The sequence below is a fragment of the Nisaea sediminum genome (assembly GCF_014904705.1).
In the GTDB taxonomy this organism is placed as follows: Bacteria; Pseudomonadota; Alphaproteobacteria; order Thalassobaculales; family Thalassobaculaceae; genus Nisaea; species Nisaea sediminum.
Map to the genome: position 1 here is coordinate 655,149 of NZ_JACZCQ010000001.1, position 14,897 is coordinate 670,045.

Annotated in this window: 19 protein-coding genes; 10 read left to right on the forward strand and 9 right to left on the reverse strand. The window is 63.6% G+C overall.

Annotated features, from left to right (window positions below):
• The first annotated feature begins 56 nt into the window (after positions 1 to 56).
• From paaA to paaE, 5 genes are read left to right on the forward strand one after another with little or no spacing between them, the layout of a single operon-like run.
• Positions 57 to 1,040, forward strand: a complete 984-nt coding sequence (gene paaA, locus IG122_RS03075) for a 1,2-phenylacetyl-CoA epoxidase subunit PaaA (protein ID WP_193180276.1) — start codon at positions 57 to 59, stop codon at positions 1,038 to 1,040.
• Positions 1,041 to 1,059: 19 nt separating this feature from the next.
• Positions 1,060 to 1,350: a 1,2-phenylacetyl-CoA epoxidase subunit PaaB gene (paaB, locus tag IG122_RS03080; RefSeq protein ID WP_193180277.1), complete on the forward strand. Its 291-nt coding sequence runs from the start codon at positions 1,060 to 1,062 to the stop codon at positions 1,348 to 1,350.
• Positions 1,351 to 1,374: 24 nt separating this feature from the next.
• The gene (gene paaC / locus IG122_RS03085) at positions 1,375 to 2,142 is read left to right on the forward strand and encodes a 1,2-phenylacetyl-CoA epoxidase subunit PaaC (protein WP_193180279.1); all 768 of its coding nucleotides are present in this window, start codon (positions 1,375 to 1,377) and stop codon (positions 2,140 to 2,142) included.
• 9 nt (positions 2,143 to 2,151) lie between these two features.
• Positions 2,152 to 2,658 carry a 1,2-phenylacetyl-CoA epoxidase subunit PaaD gene (gene paaD, locus IG122_RS03090; protein ID WP_193180281.1) on the forward strand — a complete coding sequence of 169 codons (507 nt, stop codon included), beginning with the start codon at positions 2,152 to 2,154 and terminating at the stop codon, positions 2,656 to 2,658.
• Positions 2,659 to 2,671: 13 nt separating this feature from the next.
• Entirely contained in the window at positions 2,672 to 3,769 is a 1,098-nt protein-coding gene (paaE, locus tag IG122_RS03095; protein WP_193180283.1) for a 1,2-phenylacetyl-CoA epoxidase subunit PaaE, read from the forward strand.
• A gap of 40 nt (positions 3,770 to 3,809) precedes the next feature.
• Here paaE and IG122_RS03100 read toward each other — a convergent pair whose 3' ends face one another.
• The gene (locus tag IG122_RS03100) at positions 3,810 to 4,058 is read right to left on the reverse strand and encodes a DUF1127 domain-containing protein (protein ID WP_193180285.1); all 249 of its coding nucleotides are present in this window, start codon (positions 4,056 to 4,058) and stop codon (positions 3,810 to 3,812) included.
• Positions 4,059 to 4,183: 125 nt separating this feature from the next.
• On the opposite strand from IG122_RS03100, the gene IG122_RS03105 reads away from it, so the two are divergent.
• Positions 4,184 to 5,098, forward strand: a complete 915-nt coding sequence (locus tag IG122_RS03105; RefSeq protein WP_193180287.1) for a transcriptional regulator GcvA — start codon at positions 4,184 to 4,186, stop codon at positions 5,096 to 5,098.
• A complete protein-coding gene (locus tag IG122_RS03110; protein ID WP_193180288.1) occupies positions 5,098 to 6,432 on the forward strand; it encodes a sodium-dependent transporter in 1,335 nt (444 codons plus the stop codon). Before IG122_RS03105 ends, IG122_RS03110 begins: the two co-directional genes overlap by 1 nt.
• Positions 6,433 to 6,437: 5 nt before the next feature.
• Here the strand turns inward: IG122_RS03110 and IG122_RS03115 are convergent, their stop codons facing one another.
• Positions 6,438 to 6,992, reverse strand: coding sequence for a PAS domain-containing protein (locus IG122_RS03115; protein WP_193180289.1), 555 nt, complete (start codon positions 6,990 to 6,992; stop codon positions 6,438 to 6,440).
• A gap of 10 nt (positions 6,993 to 7,002) precedes the next feature.
• On the reverse strand, positions 7,003 to 7,188 hold the full coding sequence (locus tag IG122_RS03120) for a hypothetical protein (protein WP_193180290.1): 186 nt from the start codon (positions 7,186 to 7,188) through the stop codon (positions 7,003 to 7,005).
• 36 nt (positions 7,189 to 7,224) lie between these two features.
• Between IG122_RS03120 and IG122_RS03125 the strand changes: the two genes are divergently transcribed.
• Entirely contained in the window at positions 7,225 to 7,569 is a 345-nt protein-coding gene (locus IG122_RS03125) for a DOPA 4,5-dioxygenase family protein (RefSeq protein WP_193180291.1), read from the forward strand.
• Positions 7,570 to 7,585: 16 nt separating this feature from the next.
• On the opposite strand, the gene IG122_RS03130 is transcribed toward IG122_RS03125, so the two are convergent.
• On the reverse strand, positions 7,586 to 8,170 hold the full coding sequence (locus IG122_RS03130) for a pyridoxamine 5'-phosphate oxidase family protein (protein ID WP_193180292.1): 585 nt from the start codon (positions 8,168 to 8,170) through the stop codon (positions 7,586 to 7,588).
• Positions 8,163 to 9,386 (reverse strand): multidrug effflux MFS transporter, encoded by a 1,224-nt coding sequence (locus tag IG122_RS03135; RefSeq protein ID WP_193180293.1) that lies wholly within the window; start codon positions 9,384 to 9,386, stop codon positions 8,163 to 8,165. The genes IG122_RS03130 and IG122_RS03135 overlap by 8 nt, the downstream gene beginning before the upstream one ends.
• 217 nt (positions 9,387 to 9,603) lie before the next feature.
• On the opposite strand from IG122_RS03135, the gene IG122_RS03140 reads away from it, so the two are divergent.
• Positions 9,604 to 10,707, forward strand: coding sequence for a putative metalloprotease CJM1_0395 family protein (locus IG122_RS03140; RefSeq protein WP_193180294.1), 1,104 nt, complete (start codon positions 9,604 to 9,606; stop codon positions 10,705 to 10,707).
• 8 nt (positions 10,708 to 10,715) lie between these two features.
• Here IG122_RS03140 and IG122_RS03145 read toward each other — a convergent pair whose 3' ends face one another.
• A complete protein-coding gene (locus IG122_RS03145) occupies positions 10,716 to 11,435 on the reverse strand; it encodes a hypothetical protein (RefSeq protein WP_193180296.1) in 720 nt (239 codons plus the stop codon).
• Between the two features lie 215 nt (positions 11,436 to 11,650).
• Between IG122_RS03145 and IG122_RS03150 the strand changes: the two genes are divergently transcribed.
• Positions 11,651 to 12,088 carry a flagellar basal body rod protein FlgC gene (locus IG122_RS03150; protein WP_193180298.1) on the forward strand — a complete coding sequence of 146 codons (438 nt, stop codon included), beginning with the start codon at positions 11,651 to 11,653 and terminating at the stop codon, positions 12,086 to 12,088.
• An 8-nt stretch (positions 12,089 to 12,096) separates the two neighbouring features.
• On the opposite strand, the gene IG122_RS03155 is transcribed toward IG122_RS03150, so the two are convergent.
• From IG122_RS03155 to IG122_RS03165, 3 genes are read right to left on the reverse strand one after another with little or no spacing between them, the layout of a single operon-like run.
• The gene (locus tag IG122_RS03155) at positions 12,097 to 12,531 is read right to left on the reverse strand and encodes an iron-sulfur cluster assembly scaffold protein (RefSeq protein WP_193180300.1); all 435 of its coding nucleotides are present in this window, start codon (positions 12,529 to 12,531) and stop codon (positions 12,097 to 12,099) included.
• 1 nt (position 12,532) lies between these two features.
• Positions 12,533 to 14,179 (reverse strand): NTP transferase domain-containing protein, encoded by a 1,647-nt coding sequence (locus IG122_RS03160; RefSeq protein WP_193180302.1) that lies wholly within the window; start codon positions 14,177 to 14,179, stop codon positions 12,533 to 12,535.
• 9 nt (positions 14,180 to 14,188) lie between these two features.
• Positions 14,189 to 14,896: an XdhC family protein gene (locus IG122_RS03165; RefSeq protein ID WP_193180304.1), complete on the reverse strand. Its 708-nt coding sequence runs from the start codon at positions 14,894 to 14,896 to the stop codon at positions 14,189 to 14,191.
• Position 14,897 lies beyond the last annotated feature (1 nt).

The window sequence follows — 14,897 nt, forward strand, 5'->3', positions numbered from 1 at the left end:
TTTGTATCATTTAAAGAATGCTGTTCGGCAACGTCCGAGTTAAGCGGGGAAACGCAATGGTGCAAAGCCAGATTACGGGTAATCCTTCGGAAGCCGACGAGGCCGCCCACTTCCAGTCCAAGGTCGATCGTGAAATCAAGATCGAACCGCGCGACTGGATGCCGGAGGGCTATCGCAAGACGCTGGTTCGCCAGATCTCACAGCATGCCCATTCCGAGATCGTCGGGATGCTGCCGGAAGGTTGCTGGGTGACGCGCGCGCCGTCGTTGCGCCGCAAGGTCCAGCTTCTGGCCAAGATCCAGGACGAGGGCGGACACGGTCTCTATCTCTACAGCGCCGCCGAGACGCTCGGCACCAGCCGCGCGGAGATGATCGACGCGCTGCATGAGGGGCGCGCGAAATATTCCAGCATCTTCAATTACCCGGTGCTGTCCTGGGCGGATATCGGCGCGATCGGCTGGCTGGTCGACGGAGCGGCGATCATCAACCAGATCGCGCTTTGCCGCTGCTCCTACGGGCCCTATGCCCGCGCCATGGAGCGGATCTGCCGGGAGGAGAGCTTCCACCAGCGCCAAGGCTACGAGATCATGATGTCGATGGCCTTCGGCACGAAGGACCAGAAGCGCATGGCGCAGAGCGCGCTGGACCGCTGGTGGTGGCAGTCGCTGATGATGTTCGGGCCGAGCGACCGGGATTCGGCGCATTCCTCGCAGTCCATGCAATGGAAGATCAAGCGGGTTTCGAACGACGATCTGCGTCAGCAGTTCGTCGATATGACGGTACCGCAGGCCGAGTATCTCGGCCTCAAGATGCCGGATCCGGACCTGAAGTGGAACGAGGAGCGCGGCCATTACGATTTCGGCGAGATCGACTGGGCCGAACTGAAACGCGTCGTCTCGGGTGACGGTCCCTGCAACAAGGAACGCATGGCCGCGCGTGTGAAGGCGCACGAGGACGGTGCCTGGGTCCGCGACGCGGCAGCCGCATATGGCGAGAAGCAGCGTCTGCGCAAGCAGGCGGCGCAGATCGCCGCCGAATAATTCTGTTGGGAGAGAGACTATGACTGCAGGGCACGACTGGCCGCTCTGGGAAGTCTTCATCCGGGCCCGCGAGGGGCTCAGCCACAAGCATGTCGGCTCGCTGCATGCGAGCGACGCCGAGATGGCGCTGCAGCATGCCCGCGACGTCTATACGCGGCGGCGAGAGGGGGAAAGCATCTGGGTGGTGCAATCCTCCGACATCATCGCCTCGGCGCCGGCGGACAAGGAAAGCCTGTTCGATCCGGCGGATTCGAAGATCTACCGTCACCCGACCTTTTACGATGTCCCGGACGAGGTCGAATGCCTCTGACCGGTCCCCTCTGGAGGCTGATCCATGATCGTTGAAGCGCAGCGCGAAGCCCTCTTCGAATATCTGCTCCGGCTTGGTGACAATGCCCTGATCCTCGGCCACCGCCTTTCCGAATGGTGCGGCAAGGGACCGGTGCTGGAAGAGGATATTGCGCTCTCTAATATCGCCCTCGATCTCGTCGGTCAGTCGACGCTCTGGCTGGAATTCGCGGCGACGGTGGAAGGCGGTGTGCGCGACGCCGATGCGCTCGCCTTCAAGCGCGACGTGCTGGACTGGCGGAACTTCCTGCTGGTCGAACAACCGAACGGTGATTTCGCCCATACCATCGTCCGACAGTTTCTGTTCGACTGCTTTCATGTCGAGCAGCTGCAGGCTCTGAGCAAATCGGCCAATCTTGAGATCGCCGGCATCGCGTCCAAGGCCCTGAAGGAAGCGCTCTACCACCGCCGCCACAGCGGCCAATGGGTGATCCGGCTCGGCGACGGGACGGAAGAGAGTCATGCAAGGGCGCAGACCGCGCTCGATGCGCTATGGGGCTATACCCGCGAGCTCTTCGATGGCGACGCTATCGACGAGATGATGATGCAGGCTGGTATCGCCCCCGATCCGGGCGATTTCGAGGAAAACTGGAAGCTTGCCGTCGGCGCTGTGCTCGCTGAGGCGACGCTGCAGGTTCCGGATGCAAGTTGGTCCATCGGAGGCGGAAAGAAGGGGATCCATTCCGAGCATCTGGGCTTCCTGCTCGCTGAGATGCAGTTCCTCCCGCGCGCCTATCCGGATGCGCAATGGTAGGGACGGGTCATGCAGGCACACGCCGCCAATTCCGCTGAAGAGGCCAGGCTCTGGACCGCGCTCGAGGAAGTCTCCGACCCGGAGATCCCGGTGCTGTCCGTCGTCGATCTCGGCGTGATACGGGAGGTCGAGGTCGACGGGAGTGCTGCCACGGTGACGATCACTCCGACTTATTCCGGCTGTCCGGCCATGTCCTATATCGAGATGATGGTGCGCGACGCGGTGCTGAAGGCCGGGTTCGCGGAGGTGAATGTGAGGACCGTTCTCGCGCCGGCATGGACCACCGACTGGCTGAGCGAGGCCGGCCGGGAAAAGCTGAAGGGGATCGGCATCGCGCCACCGGCCGAGGTCTCGACATCCAAGCAATCCCTGCTCGGCATCGATCCGGTGGTCGCCTGTCCGCGCTGCGGTTCGGAACATACCGAGATCATCAGCCAGTTCGGCTCGACAGCCTGCAAGGCGCTCTACCGCTGCACCGACTGCGCGGAACCTTTCGACTATTTCAAATGCATCTAGGAGGAAAGCGGTCATGGCACGCTTCACCACACTGACCGTACGCGAGGTTCGCCCGGAAAGCGCGGACAGCGTCTCCATCGCCTTCAATTTGCCGGAGGAAGCAAAGGCGGATTTCGCCTATCTTCCCGGCCAGTACCTGACCCTCCGTAAGGAAATCGACGGGCACGACGTCCGGCGTTCCTATTCGATCTGCAGCGGTCTCGGTGACGGCGAGATGCGGGTCGCCATCAAGCGCGTGGAGGGCGGCGCCTTTTCCGGTTTCGCGAATGACGAGCTGAAGGCGGGCGACAGCCTCGAGGCGATGCTGCCGGAAGGACGGTTCACCGCCGCGGTCGAGCCGGGCGCGGCGCATACCTACGTCGCTTTCGCGGCCGGCAGCGGGATCACGCCGATCCTGTCGATCGCAAAGTCCGTTCTGGAAGCCGAGCCCGAGAGCCGCTTCACGCTGTTCTACGGTAACCGGACGGTGCGCGACATCATGTTCCGCGATCTGCTTTCGGACTTGAAGAACCGCTTTCCCGCGCGCTTCAGCGTGCTCCATATCCTCAGCCGCGAACCGCAGGAAGTTGCGCTGCTGAACGGACGGATCGACCGGGAGAAATGCGAGACCTTCTTCCGCTCGATGCTGAACGTGCATGCCGTGGACCGGTTTTTCCTCTGCGGGCCCGAAGGTATGATCCAGGACGTGCGTGCCGTGCTCGGAGAGCATGGCGTCGATGCGGAGAAGGTCAGTTTCGAGCTTTTTACGCCGTCCAGCGACGCGGCGGCGAAAGCCGCCGCCGCGCGCCGGGCCAGGATGGCGCAGAAAGAGGGCGAGGTGCCGGCCGCCGGGTCCGAGGTTTCCGTGATCTTCGATGGGGTGCGCACCGATTTCACGTTGGAGCCGGACGGCATGTCCATTCTCGACGCGGCCCTTGAGGGGCGACCGGATATGCCCTACGCGTGCAAGGGTGGGATGTGTTGCACGTGTCGGGCAAAAGTGATCGAGGGCCGCGTGGAGATGGATCTCAACTACACGCTCGCCAAGGAAGAGGTTGAGAGGGGATTCGTGCTGGCCTGTCAGGCCCACCCCGCGAGCGATCGCGTGGTGCTGGATTTCGATGCCCGCTAGGGGCGGCCGCACCCCGAGGGGCGCGGCGTTCCGCTAGAGATCAGGCGGCCCAGAACGGCTTGTTCGCTTCGTAGTCGACATCGGACGGGGTGATTCCCATGTCGGCGAGGGCCCGGGCATCCATCTCGCGCAGCGCCTGGCGCTGCTTGATGCGGTCTTCCCAGGTGAACAGAAGTGCGACGAGGGTCTGCAGTACGCTGCCCTTGGCGCGCTTCAGCGCGAAGGTCCCGTTGGTTCCTGCAGTCATGACGGCGGCAGGAGCAACATTCAGGGTCTGATTCTTAAACATGAAAGCTCTCCTTAATCAAAACGTCACACACGCTCATTCGTGTCTGTCGATGTAATGGAATTTGGGCTATAAATTGTCATTCATCAAACGAGTTAATCTGCGAGATAGGTAAGTTGGGCTAATCCATGTTGAGCCGTCTTCCTCTCAACGGTCTTCGATGTTTCGAAGCGGCCGCTCGGCACATGAGCTTCAAGCAGGCCGCCGCCGAGCTGTTCGTCACGCCGGCTGCCGTCAGTCAGCAGATCAAGGCGCTAGAGACCGAACTCGGCTGCTCCCTGTTCCTGCGTCGTCCTCGGTCGCTTGAGCTGACCGCCGAGGGCGCACGGCTCGCGCCGGTCGTGCGCGATGCGTTCTCGCGTCTCCTTGCGGCCGTGAACGATCTCAAGGAGCAAGAGGAGGGGCGTCCGCTGACGGTGAGTGTGCTGCCGTCCTTCGCGGTCAAGTGGTTGATACCGAGGCTATCGCGCTTCCGCATGCGCTATCCGGAGATCGATGTCCGAATTGCGGCCGAGGACCGCAAGGCTGACTTCGTCACCGACGGTGTCGATGTGGCCCTTCGGCTCGGCGACGGGAACTATGAAGGTCTTCACGTCGAAAAGATCATGACCGAATGCATCTATCCGGTCTGCAGCCCCGAGGTCGCGGCGCGGCCGCCGGGGTTGCACAAGCCGGAGGATCTCAAGCATTACCCGCTGCTGCATGACGTCAAGAACTTCGCCGGCGAGAGCTGGGACCATTTTCTGCAGCATTTCGGCGTTGAGGGCGTCGACGTACGGCGCGGAGCCTTCTTCACACAGATGGACATGGTGCTGCAGGCCGCGATCGAGGGGCAGGGCGTTGCGCTCGCGCGCTCGCAACTGGTGACGGACGATCTACGTGCCGGACGTCTGATCCGGCCCTTCGGAGCGGAAACGCCGGCCCTGCTGGCCTACTATTTTGTTTGCCGGGAAGAGTCGCTCGGCTCCAACAAGGTGTCGGTTTTCCGGGACTGGGTCCTCGACGAGGTACGCCGGGACGGTTCGCCTGCCGAGCCCGCGTGATGGCCGAACGGGAGCAGTGGGCCACCCAAGTCGGCTTCGTGCTGGCGACGATCGGTTCCGCCGTCGGCATCGGCAATATCTGGCGCTTTCCTTATGTCGCCGGGGAGAATGGCGGCGGCGGATTCCTGCTCGTCTATCTCCTTTGCGTGCTTCTCATCGGGCTTCCCCTGGTGATTGCCGAACTCGCGGTCGGCCGGACGGCGCGGCTCGATACGGTTTCCGCCTTTCCGGCGCTCGCCCCGCGCAGTCCCCTCCGGCATTCAGGCTGGGTTGCCGCCATTGCCGGAACGGTGATCCTGAGCTTCTATGCGGTCGTCGCGGGTTGGACCTTCCGCTATTTCTTCGTCGCGCTCAGCGGTGCGCTCTGGGACGCCGAAGCGACGGGATTTGCTCCGTATTTTTCCGGCTTCACCGCGCGCGCGGCCGAGCCTTTGTTCTGGCAGGCCTGCTCTATCATGCTGGCTGTGATCGTGGTGGCACGAGGCGTTCAAGGCGGAATTGAGCATCTGAACCGATGGATGATGCCGGTGCTCGCCGGGATATTGGTCGGCCTCGCTCTGTACGGTTTTTTCCGGCCGGACGGAGGCGACGGCCTCGACTATCTGTTCCGGGTCGATCGTGACTCCTTCGGTCGCCCGAGCGTCTACCTTGCGGCGCTCGGCCAGGCGTTCTTCTCGATAGGGATCGGCATGGCGATCTTCGTAACCTACGGAAGCTACATGCGAAGCGAGGTGCCGATCCTGAGATCGGCCCTCTATATCGTGACGGGGGACACGGTGTTCGCCGTCCTCGCGGGCGTGGCCATTTTCCCGGCGGTATTTGCCTATGGACTCGACCCTTCCTCAGGCCCTGAGCTGGCCTTCGTCGCCTTGCCGCGCGTCTTCAGCGAGATCGAGGGAGGGACGGTGCTCGCGGCGGCATTCTTCTTTCTGCTCGCCGCCGCGGGGCTGACCTCGATGATCTCCGTCCTTGAGGTCAATGTGGCCATCTGCATGGACCGGTTCGGTCTCCGGCGGCGAACCGCGTCGCTGTTGATGGGGGTGCTGGTGCTCGGCGTGGGCCTCGCTCCGGGATTGAGCTTCAGCCTGCTGAAGGAGGTGCGGGTCGCCGGCGAGGATCTCTTCGGGCTGTTCGACCTTCTCGCGTCTTCCGTTCTTCTGCCCCTGAGCGGGATCTTCATCTCGCTCTTCGTCGGCTGGAGCCTGCAGCGCCGCGATGCCTTTCTCTTCGCCGGTCTGAACGGGGCTCTAGGTTGGCTCTGGATCTGGCTGCTTCGGATTGTCGTGCCGGTATCCGTCGCGCTGGTGCTGTTCGAAGGTCTCGGCGACTTCTAGCCGGCTCAGTCCGAAAAATCCGGTATCCCGGCGCCGATATCGAAATAGCGCCGGTTCGCGACCGACTGTATGGCGAGTTTCTCCGGTGCGGTCGGCTGCCGTTCACCCGTTTCATGACGGGTGCTGCAAAAATAGACGAACTTGCGGCCTTCCTTCAGGTCCTCGAGGGGGAGGGCGATGGTCTGGCGCAGCATGCAGTCGCCGCTTTGCGTCGATGACTGGAGAGTCACGCACATCCCTGCCGGATGTTCCCGGACCAGGAATATCGCCTCCGATGCCTTGGCCCGGCGCCCCGGCTCGACGAAATCGAGATAGTTCCGCCCGGTGCTTTCCTGGCCGTACTGGCTGACCACTCCGGTGCCAACAAGCCTTAGGCGGATCGTTTCCGGGTCGATCAGCTCGTGGATGACGATGAAGGGCAAGAGGTGCTTCACCTCGACAGGAGAGAACCTCGAGCGCTCCGGCATCAGTCTGTCTGCACGCAAGGACAGCCAGTAATCGAGGAAATCGTTTCCCTGAGGGCTCAGCTCGGACCTGATCGCGTCTGTGGAATGGCTCATCCGCTCTTCCTCAAGAATCCGATGCCTCCCCGCCGGAACCGAAAATCGCCGGTTGCTCGGCCACCATCTCCGGGTTCCTGTGCCCTTTGGATCCTTCGGTGAGTCGAGCAGCATTTTCGCCGATCGTCAAAATCATCTTTTTCGTCCGGCCAAAAAGTCGACTGGCGGAGGCGGCAGAGTTGATCCAGTCTGGCATTCCGCTCCGGTTCGGGGAGCGGAAGAGGAATGGCCCATGACAAGAGACGTTTCAGAGATTCGGGGCTATCACGCCCACGTCTATTTCGATGCCGGGACCGTCGACGCGGCGCGGCGCCTGCGCGATGAGATAGAGCGCAGGTTCGATATCGAGATGGGACGGTTTCATGAAAAGCCGGTCGGTCCGCACCCGCGCTTCAGCTATCAGGTCGCTTTCGCACCGGAGCTGTTCGGATCCCTTGTTCCCTGGCTCTCCCTCAACCGGGAGGGGCTCACGGTCTTCGTGCACGCCGATACCGGCGAAGATCTGCGGGATCATACAGACCACGTCCTCTGGCTCGGAGAGTCGGAAGCGCTGAAACTCAGCATCTTCGACCGCTGACCAGCATTCTTTCCACTCAGGGTACCAGCCACGACCCCTGACCCGTCACCGGATCGAAGCGGTAGCGTCGGTTTCCCTGCGGCGAAAGTTGCAGGACATCGACGCTGTCGGGTGCGAGACGGATCATGGCGAAATTCTCGTATCCGTCGGTCTCGCCTGGCCGCGCCGGGGCGGCGTCAGTGCTTTCGACAAATGCGCCCGGCGGTCCGGCACTCCGGTAGTTCGGCTTGTTGCCTTCGGGCAGGTCCCGCCAGGCGTTAGCCAGCGCTTTTTCGTCCCGTATGATCGCCGCCGTGCCCCTCATGCGAATCTGAAGCGCGGCGCCATGGTCGTAAAAGACCAGGCTTGCCGCTTTCGAGGCTCCAATTTCGCAGACCTTTGCGCTCCTCCGGTCCGTATGGAGCGTCACGCGCCAGCATTCGGCGTCGAAGGCGCGCAGGATCAGGATACGCGCATTGGCGCCACCCTCTGCGTCCGCCGTGGCGAGAACCGGGTAACGGCAGGCGGCGTCTCGTTCGGTAAGCGCATCGGAGAGCAGCGCCTGCGCCTTCGCCAGCAGAACGCCGGCGGCCGGGGGGATGTTGCCCGGCGCGCTATTCACTGGCGGCGGCCCCCTGGGTTGCCGCGCGCGCTTCCGCAGCAGCCCGGATCGCGAGCAGGAGGCTGAGAAGCGCGCCGCCCGATCCGATCATCAGGGCGTAGGCGAGCGCGCCGTATCCGGTGTCATCCTGAAAATAGCCGACCGCCACTGTGGCAAGGCCGCCGGCGCACATTTGAAGGAAACCCATGAGGCCTGACGCGGCGCCGGCGATGGCGGGGTTCACGCTGACGGCGCCCGCAATCGCGTTCGGCTGGCTCATGCCGTTGCCGAAAGCGACAAGCGCGAATGGCAGGAAGATCGCGGTCGCGCTGATCACGCCCATGGTCGAGACGGTCGTCAGCGTGAGCGCCCCAAGCAGCGAGACGCTGCAGCCGAGCAGGATCATGCGGTCGATCCCGAGGCGCCGCGACAGACGGGTCGCGGTGAAATTGCCGGACATGTAGGACAGGGACACGATGATGAAGAAGAACCCGTAGACCTGCGGCTCCAGCCCGAGGATGTTGATCGTCACGTACGGCGCCGAGGAGAGAAACGCGAAGAAGCAACCGATCGAGAAGGAGGTGTTGAGGGTGTAGCCGAGAAAGGCCTTCGATCCGAGCAACGTTCCGTAGCTTCGCAGCAGCGCCACGACGTCGATCTTGCTCTCGCGCTGAGGGTGGGTCTCGTGCAGGGATGGGATGGCATAGAGCAGGACCGCTCCGCCGACGGCGGCGACGACGTAGAAACCCGCATACCAGCCGAAGGCGCTGTCGAGGAAGCCTCCGATCGCCGGGCCGATCATCGGCGCGACCGCCATCGCCATGGTGATATAGGCGATCACCGGCGCGGCTTCCTCGCGTTCGTAAACGTCGCGCACGATCGCGCGTCCGAGAACCATGCCGGCGCATCCGCCGAGCGCCTGGAAGATCCGTCCGGCAATCAGCATGTCGATGGAGCCGGCGAAGGAACAGGCGAGACTGGAGAGCGCGAATATCGCAAGGCCGGCCAGCAAAGTGGGGCGGCGTCCGATCCGGTCCGAGATCGGCCCGTAAATGAGCTGTCCGATGGCGACGCCGGCGAGATAGAGCGTCAGGGTCAGCTGGACGGTCCCGTAGTCGGTCGCGAACAGATCGACGAGGCCGGGCATCGACGGGACGAAGAGATTGAGCGCCAGCGGACCGGTCGCGGTCGCGGCGATCAGCACGAGGATCGGCGGCGCCTTGGGCTTGGCTGTCACGGGTCACCTGTTTTTCTTGTTTTTCGACGCCGGGCGGGAGAGCGATGTCTGTCCAAAGGCGTTCCGAATAAATAAGCTCATTTCACGAGGATGCAATTCTCGCGGCGGTTTGGCAGGCACTCGTTCGTGAACGGCACGAGATTGACCGATCGCCCCGGTTGACTTACTTTCCAGTTTCCAGAACTCCGGACAGAATTTCCGGTAACTAGGGATAGAAATGGTCTCTGGCGTCGAAACAGGTCTCATCATCCGGGTGAACAGCGCGTTCGCCGGCGCGGCTTTTGGCCAGCGCGGGAGCGACGGGACTCCGTTCAATGCCATCACCGACCCTACGGCCGAAAACACATCCGTAACAGGAGTGGGTGGTGCTGCGGAATCTTCCGTCATCCGGCCTTTCGGCAATGGTGAGCCGAAGGAGGGCGACGACGAAGGACCGTTCTTTTCGCGGGGGCTCAACGGGCTCCTCGCGCCTCCGAGCATCGCCGCCATTCAGGAAGAACGCGATCCGGCCGGTGATAACGGCAGCGGCGACGTTTCCGGTTCCGAGAACGGAATTGCGCAGCCCTCGGCGCCGGCGGACGGCGCCGGACCGGATGCCGCATCTGCGGACGGAGAGGAAGAGACTGGGCCTGGAGAGCTGACAGAGGAAGAGGAAGAGCTGGTTCAGGATCTGAAGCAGCGCGATGCCGAAGTGCGCCGCCATGAGCAGGCCCACAAGGCGGTCGGCGGTCAGTATGCGGGTTCGATCTCCTATACCTATCAGGCGGGCCCGGACGGACGGCGTTACGCTGTCGGCGGCGAGGTGCCGATCGATGCGAGCCCGATACCGGGGGACCCGGAAGCGACGATCCGTAAGCTGGAACAGGTACGCAGCGCTGCCCTGGCGCCTGCGGAGCCGTCCGGCGCCGACCGCGCCGTGGCCTCGCAGGCCACGCAGGGCATCCAGCAGGCGCGCGCCGAACAGGCCCAGCAGAGTGCCGAAGAACTCAGGGACCTGACCGAGGGCGACGACGGGGCGGAGACCTCCTCCGAGACCGCAAGCGCGCCTGCGGCGCCGGAACCCGGTGCGGACGCGCCGCCGTCGGCAGGGATTGATGGGGGCAGCCCGTTTGTATCGGAGGGCGGTACGTCAGAGGGAACGAACGGCTCGCCGTTCTCGGTCGTGGCGAACCTGGGTGGGCAATCCTCGGAAGGGCCCTTCGGGATCGAGCGGTCCGGTCAGAGCGGATCCGGTAGCGCGGCCGACATCGAAGAAGCCGGGAATTCGCCGTTCAGCTTCACGCCATCCGTCGGTCGTGCAACGCTTGATGTATCAGTATAATCAAATAATTATTCGCTTTTATTCAAGCACTCTCTAAAGCTCTCCTCGGACTGATCCGGTGCTTCGCTGCAGGTGACGAACCTGTCCCGGCAGACATCGAAATCCTTGTCGCTGCCGACAAATCTCAGTTCATCGCAAAAATCGAGATAATGCCGGGCCACGGTTTCGAAGGTCTCGCTGCGGCGCTGCTCCGCGACTTCCGGTGCGCGGTTCAGCGGCGTGACATTCAGCATCTGCGCGATCGCCTCGTTGGCGCGCTTCAGCGGGATATCCGCCTGTTCCATCTCGCCGGTTTCGGTCCAGTAGCGGACGTGGAGTGTGTCGCCGAGCATGAAATCGCGCAGTGGCGGCGGGACGATACCTCTCTTGAGTGCACCCCAGATGATGAAATGGACACCCTTTTCGGTGATATCGTAGAGCGTCGGCTTGAAGCCAACCTCAAGTTCCTTCAGCGATTCCAGGTTGACCGGATCGCGGCCGTCTATCCAGTAGGTCGGGAGCCGCTTGCGGCTGATGTTCTTCTCGATGTGGCGCGGCATCCGGAACTCCGCCCAGAGCGAATTGTCGTCGCGCTTCTGGAAATGGAAGCGGTAGCCCTTGCGCGTCAGGATGCGGGCTTCGAGGACCGGTGCCTTGGTGATCGGGTCGGTCAGGACCTCGACATACCACTGGATTGTCTGAGCTTGTACGCGGGGCGCAAGGCTTGCCAGAAGAAACGCCGCAAACAACAGGATCGCCGCGGACCGAGGGCGGCTGAGAATGCCGCGTGGGCGAGAGGGCGATCGATCCATCGGCGGGCGCGATCCATTCATCGGGTTCAAACTGAGTTTTCTCACATACCATGCATTGACGGCAGCCGTCACGCGGCCGGCGGGTGCCGTGCGGCTTGCAAATTGGCGGTTCGGAAACTATTTTTTAAGATAATTGGTGCTAGGGAACAGGCATGAGCATTTCAGGCGCACTCAATATCGCGGTTTCGGGCATTGTGTCGGCGGGCAACCGTACCGGCAATGCCGCGAACAATCTCGCGAACCTCCGGAGCGTCGCGGCGCCGGCGGATGAAGTGCTGCGCCCCGGCCAGCCGATCCCCGAAACGAACGCCAATGGCGAGCGGATCTTCCGTCCGACCGAGGTCCAGTCGACCACCGCCGGTCCCGCGGGCGTGCGCAATCAGACCACGCTGGTCGATCCGGCCTCTTTCCCGATCTACGATCCGAGCGCGGCGGACGCGAATGCGGACGGCATTTCGTCGATCCCGAACGTGTCTATCGAGAACGAGACCGTGAACCTGATCGGGGCCCAGCGCCAGCTGGAAGCCAATGCGGCGGTGATCCGCACCGGTGACGATCTGCTCGAGGAAGCGATCGACATCCTCGCCTGAGACCAAGTTTAATCCGATATTTCGGCTTTCGCGTCTTTCAGCGCTTTCAGCACCGCGTCGAACGGCAGGCGCACGCAGTCGTGCCGCGTCTTGAAATCGCGCACCGGCGCGAAGCTCTCCAGTCCCTTCCAATCCAGCTTCACGCTGTCGCTACCCTCGAGATAGGCAAGTAGATGACGGCGCACCGCTTCCAGATCGTCCAGCCCGGCGCCCGGCGCGTTCTCGCGGATCAGCGCGGCCGAGGCTTCGCAAAGTGCGCAACCTTGAACGCGGTGTCCGACCGCGGCGATCTTGCCGCCTTTCAGCTTCAGGTCGATCGTGACCCGGTCGCCGCAGAGCGGATTGTCCACGCGGGCGCTGGCATCCGGCGCGTCGAGGCGCTGGTTGCCGCGGCCTTCCTTCGCCAACCTGAGGATTTCCGCCTGGTAGAGCGCGTCGCTCATCTCACTTCACCTCTTCGAGCGTTCCGCCCGCTTCTTTGAGCATTTCCGGCGTGTCGATATCGAGATGCACGCCGGCCTCGGAGATCTCGACCTCGCAGACCAGATCGGCGAATTCGTCCAGCAGCATGCGCGCGCCGCGATCGCCTTCGAGCTCCTGCATCTCGCCGAAAAACCGGCTGTCCCAGAGAACCGGGTTGCCGCGCCGGCCGTCATGTATGGGAACGACGATGGCGCGGCCTTCCACAGGATCGTAGGCGGCGATCATCCGGTTCAGAACCTCCGTACTGACCTGCGGCATGTCGCCGAGGCAGACGAGCGCGGCCTCTATGCCTTCCGGCAGGGCAGATATACCTGTCCGGACGCTGGTGCTGATGCCTCCGGCGAAATTCGGATTGTGCACATAGGTGACGTCGAGACCGGCAAGCGCCGCCCGGATCCGGTCAGGCTCGTGCCCGGTGACGACAAGAACGCGGCCCGCCGTGGAAGCAAGCGCGGTTTCGACGACCCGGCACACCATCGTCTTGCCGTCCAGTATACTTAGTAGTTTGTTCGCGGCGCCCATGCGGGACGATTGCCCGGCCGCCAGAACGATGGCGGTAATGCCGGGGCGGCTTGTCTCCTTGCCCGGCTTCTCGATCTTCTTCGCGCTGGCGCGGGGCAGGGGACGGTGCGCGACGTCCTTCAGCAGCCCGCCGGCCCCCATGCGCATGACATCCTCGGGACGGATCTCCAGACCGGCGCAGATCCGCTGCAAAGCCCAGTCGAAGCCGTTGAGCTTCGGCGAGCGGGCGCAGCCGGGCATGCCGATGACGGGAATGGAGCCGATGCGGCCGATCAGCATCAGGTTGCCGGGATCGACCGGCATGCCGAAATGAAGGATCTCGCCGCCGACCTGCTCGATCGCGGCCGGGATCACGTCGCGGCGGTCGACGACCGCCGAGGCGCCCGAGATCAGGATCAGACCCGGTTTGGCCGCGACGGCGCGGCGGATCGCATCCGCGAGCGCGTTCTGCCCGTGCTCGCAGCGTGCTTCGGTGATCAGCCTGGAGCCGAGCGCCTCCAGCCGTTCCGAGGTCACGCGCAGTGTGCTGTCGAGCACGCTTTCCTTGGTGCCCGGGAGTTTCGACTGGATGAGGATCGTGTCGAGCGGCGCGTAGGGTTTGACCCGGAGCAGCGGTTCGCCCTGACTTGCCAGCGCCTCGGCGACCCTGACGAGGCCGTCGGGCACCGCGAAGGGGATGATCTTCAGCGTTCCGATCATCTGGCCGGCCGAAACCGCCTGGAAGGGCGGAACCAGTCCGAGGGTGATGGATTCATCGACCAGATTGAGCCCGTCGAGCCGGGCCGGGTCGTACAGCACCACTCCGTCGCGTTCGGCGAAAAGGTTCGAGCGGCCGGTGAAGGCCGCGCCGGCGCGCACGTCGGCGCCGCGGCAGGTCTCGGCCAGTCGGTCCGCCGCACGGTCTTCGGGGATGTCGCCGTCATCGAGGCGGGCGCAGACGATACGATCGATCCCGGCGGCCTTGAGAGCCTCCAGGTCGTCGTGATCGAGCACCCGACCCTTTTTCAGGCTGCGTCCGTCGAGCCGGCGGCTATGGGCGAGGATCGCGCCTTCCGCCTTTGCCACCGGCAGTTCGCCGAAATACATGGGAGGACCTCAGGCCGCGGCCTTGAGCGGCTCTGCCCCGTGCTTGACCGCGGTCATTTCAGCCAGCACGGAGATGGCGATCTCCGCGGGCGAGACCGCGCCGATATCGAGCCCGGCAGGTCCGTGCAAGCGGGCGAAATCCTTGTCGTTGAAACCTTCCTCGCGCAGCCGGTCCAGACGCCGGGCATGGGTGCGCTTGCTACCGAGACAGGCGATGTAGAAGGCCTCGCTGCGGAGCGCGACCTGCAGCGCCGGATCGTCCAGCTTCGGATCGTGGGTCAGGGTGACGATCGCCGTGCGGCTGTCGGGCTGTAGCGCTTCCAATGCCTCGTCCGGCCAGTCGTCACTGAGCTCGACGCCCGGGAAACGTTCTTCCGTCGCGAAGGAGGCGCGCGGATCGACGATAGTCACGGCATATCCGGCAAGTGCGGCCATCGGTGCCAGCAGCTGGCTGATATGAACCGCACCGACAATGATCATGCGCAGAGACGGGTTGTGCACATGGATGAAGTGGGTGCCGTCCGCATTGATCCCGCTGCGGTCGTCCCGCATCCGCGTCCGCGCCTCGGAAACCAGCGCGTCCGAAAGGCCAAGCGGGCCCTCGGCGCCGTCCTTGGTCACCAGAGCCTGTTCTCCGCCCTCCAGGCGCGTGACCATGGCCACGGGAGTCTTCGCCTCCCGGTAGGCCATCAGGGCATCGAACAGTTCGGCTTTCATC

What these genes read in the sequence shown, in the direction of transcription:
- paaA (WP_193180276.1), top strand. Translation starts at nt 57, where the DNA reads ATGGTGCAAAGCCAGATTACGGGTAATCCTTCGGAAGCCGACGAGGCC.
- paaB (WP_193180277.1), top strand. Translation starts at nt 1,060, where the DNA reads ATGACTGCAGGGCACGACTGGCCGCTCTGGGAAGTCTTCATCCGGGCC.
- paaC (WP_193180279.1), top strand. Translation starts at nt 1,375, where the DNA reads ATGATCGTTGAAGCGCAGCGCGAAGCCCTCTTCGAATATCTGCTCCGG.
- paaD (WP_193180281.1), top strand. Translation starts at nt 2,152, where the DNA reads ATGCAGGCACACGCCGCCAATTCCGCTGAAGAGGCCAGGCTCTGGACC.
- paaE (WP_193180283.1), top strand. Translation starts at nt 2,672, where the DNA reads ATGGCACGCTTCACCACACTGACCGTACGCGAGGTTCGCCCGGAAAGC.
- IG122_RS03100 (WP_193180285.1), bottom strand. Translation starts at nt 4,058, where the DNA reads ATGTTTAAGAATCAGACCCTGAATGTTGCTCCTGCCGCCGTCATGACT.
- IG122_RS03105 (WP_193180287.1), top strand. Translation starts at nt 4,184, where the DNA reads ATGTTGAGCCGTCTTCCTCTCAACGGTCTTCGATGTTTCGAAGCGGCC.
- IG122_RS03110 (WP_193180288.1), top strand. Translation starts at nt 5,098, where the DNA reads ATGGCCGAACGGGAGCAGTGGGCCACCCAAGTCGGCTTCGTGCTGGCG.
- IG122_RS03115 (WP_193180289.1), bottom strand. Translation starts at nt 6,992, where the DNA reads ATGAGCCATTCCACAGACGCGATCAGGTCCGAGCTGAGCCCTCAGGGA.
- IG122_RS03120 (WP_193180290.1), bottom strand. Translation starts at nt 7,188, where the DNA reads ATGCCAGACTGGATCAACTCTGCCGCCTCCGCCAGTCGACTTTTTGGC.
- IG122_RS03125 (WP_193180291.1), top strand. Translation starts at nt 7,225, where the DNA reads ATGACAAGAGACGTTTCAGAGATTCGGGGCTATCACGCCCACGTCTAT.
- IG122_RS03140 (WP_193180294.1), top strand. Translation starts at nt 9,604, where the DNA reads ATGGTCTCTGGCGTCGAAACAGGTCTCATCATCCGGGTGAACAGCGCG.
- IG122_RS03150 (WP_193180298.1), top strand. Translation starts at nt 11,651, where the DNA reads ATGAGCATTTCAGGCGCACTCAATATCGCGGTTTCGGGCATTGTGTCG.
- IG122_RS03155 (WP_193180300.1), bottom strand. Translation starts at nt 12,531, where the DNA reads ATGAGCGACGCGCTCTACCAGGCGGAAATCCTCAGGTTGGCGAAGGAA.
- IG122_RS03160 (WP_193180302.1), bottom strand. Translation starts at nt 14,179, where the DNA reads ATGTATTTCGGCGAACTGCCGGTGGCAAAGGCGGAAGGCGCGATCCTC.
- IG122_RS03165 (WP_193180304.1), bottom strand. Translation starts at nt 14,896, where the DNA reads ATGAAAGCCGAACTGTTCGATGCCCTGATGGCCTACCGGGAGGCGAAG.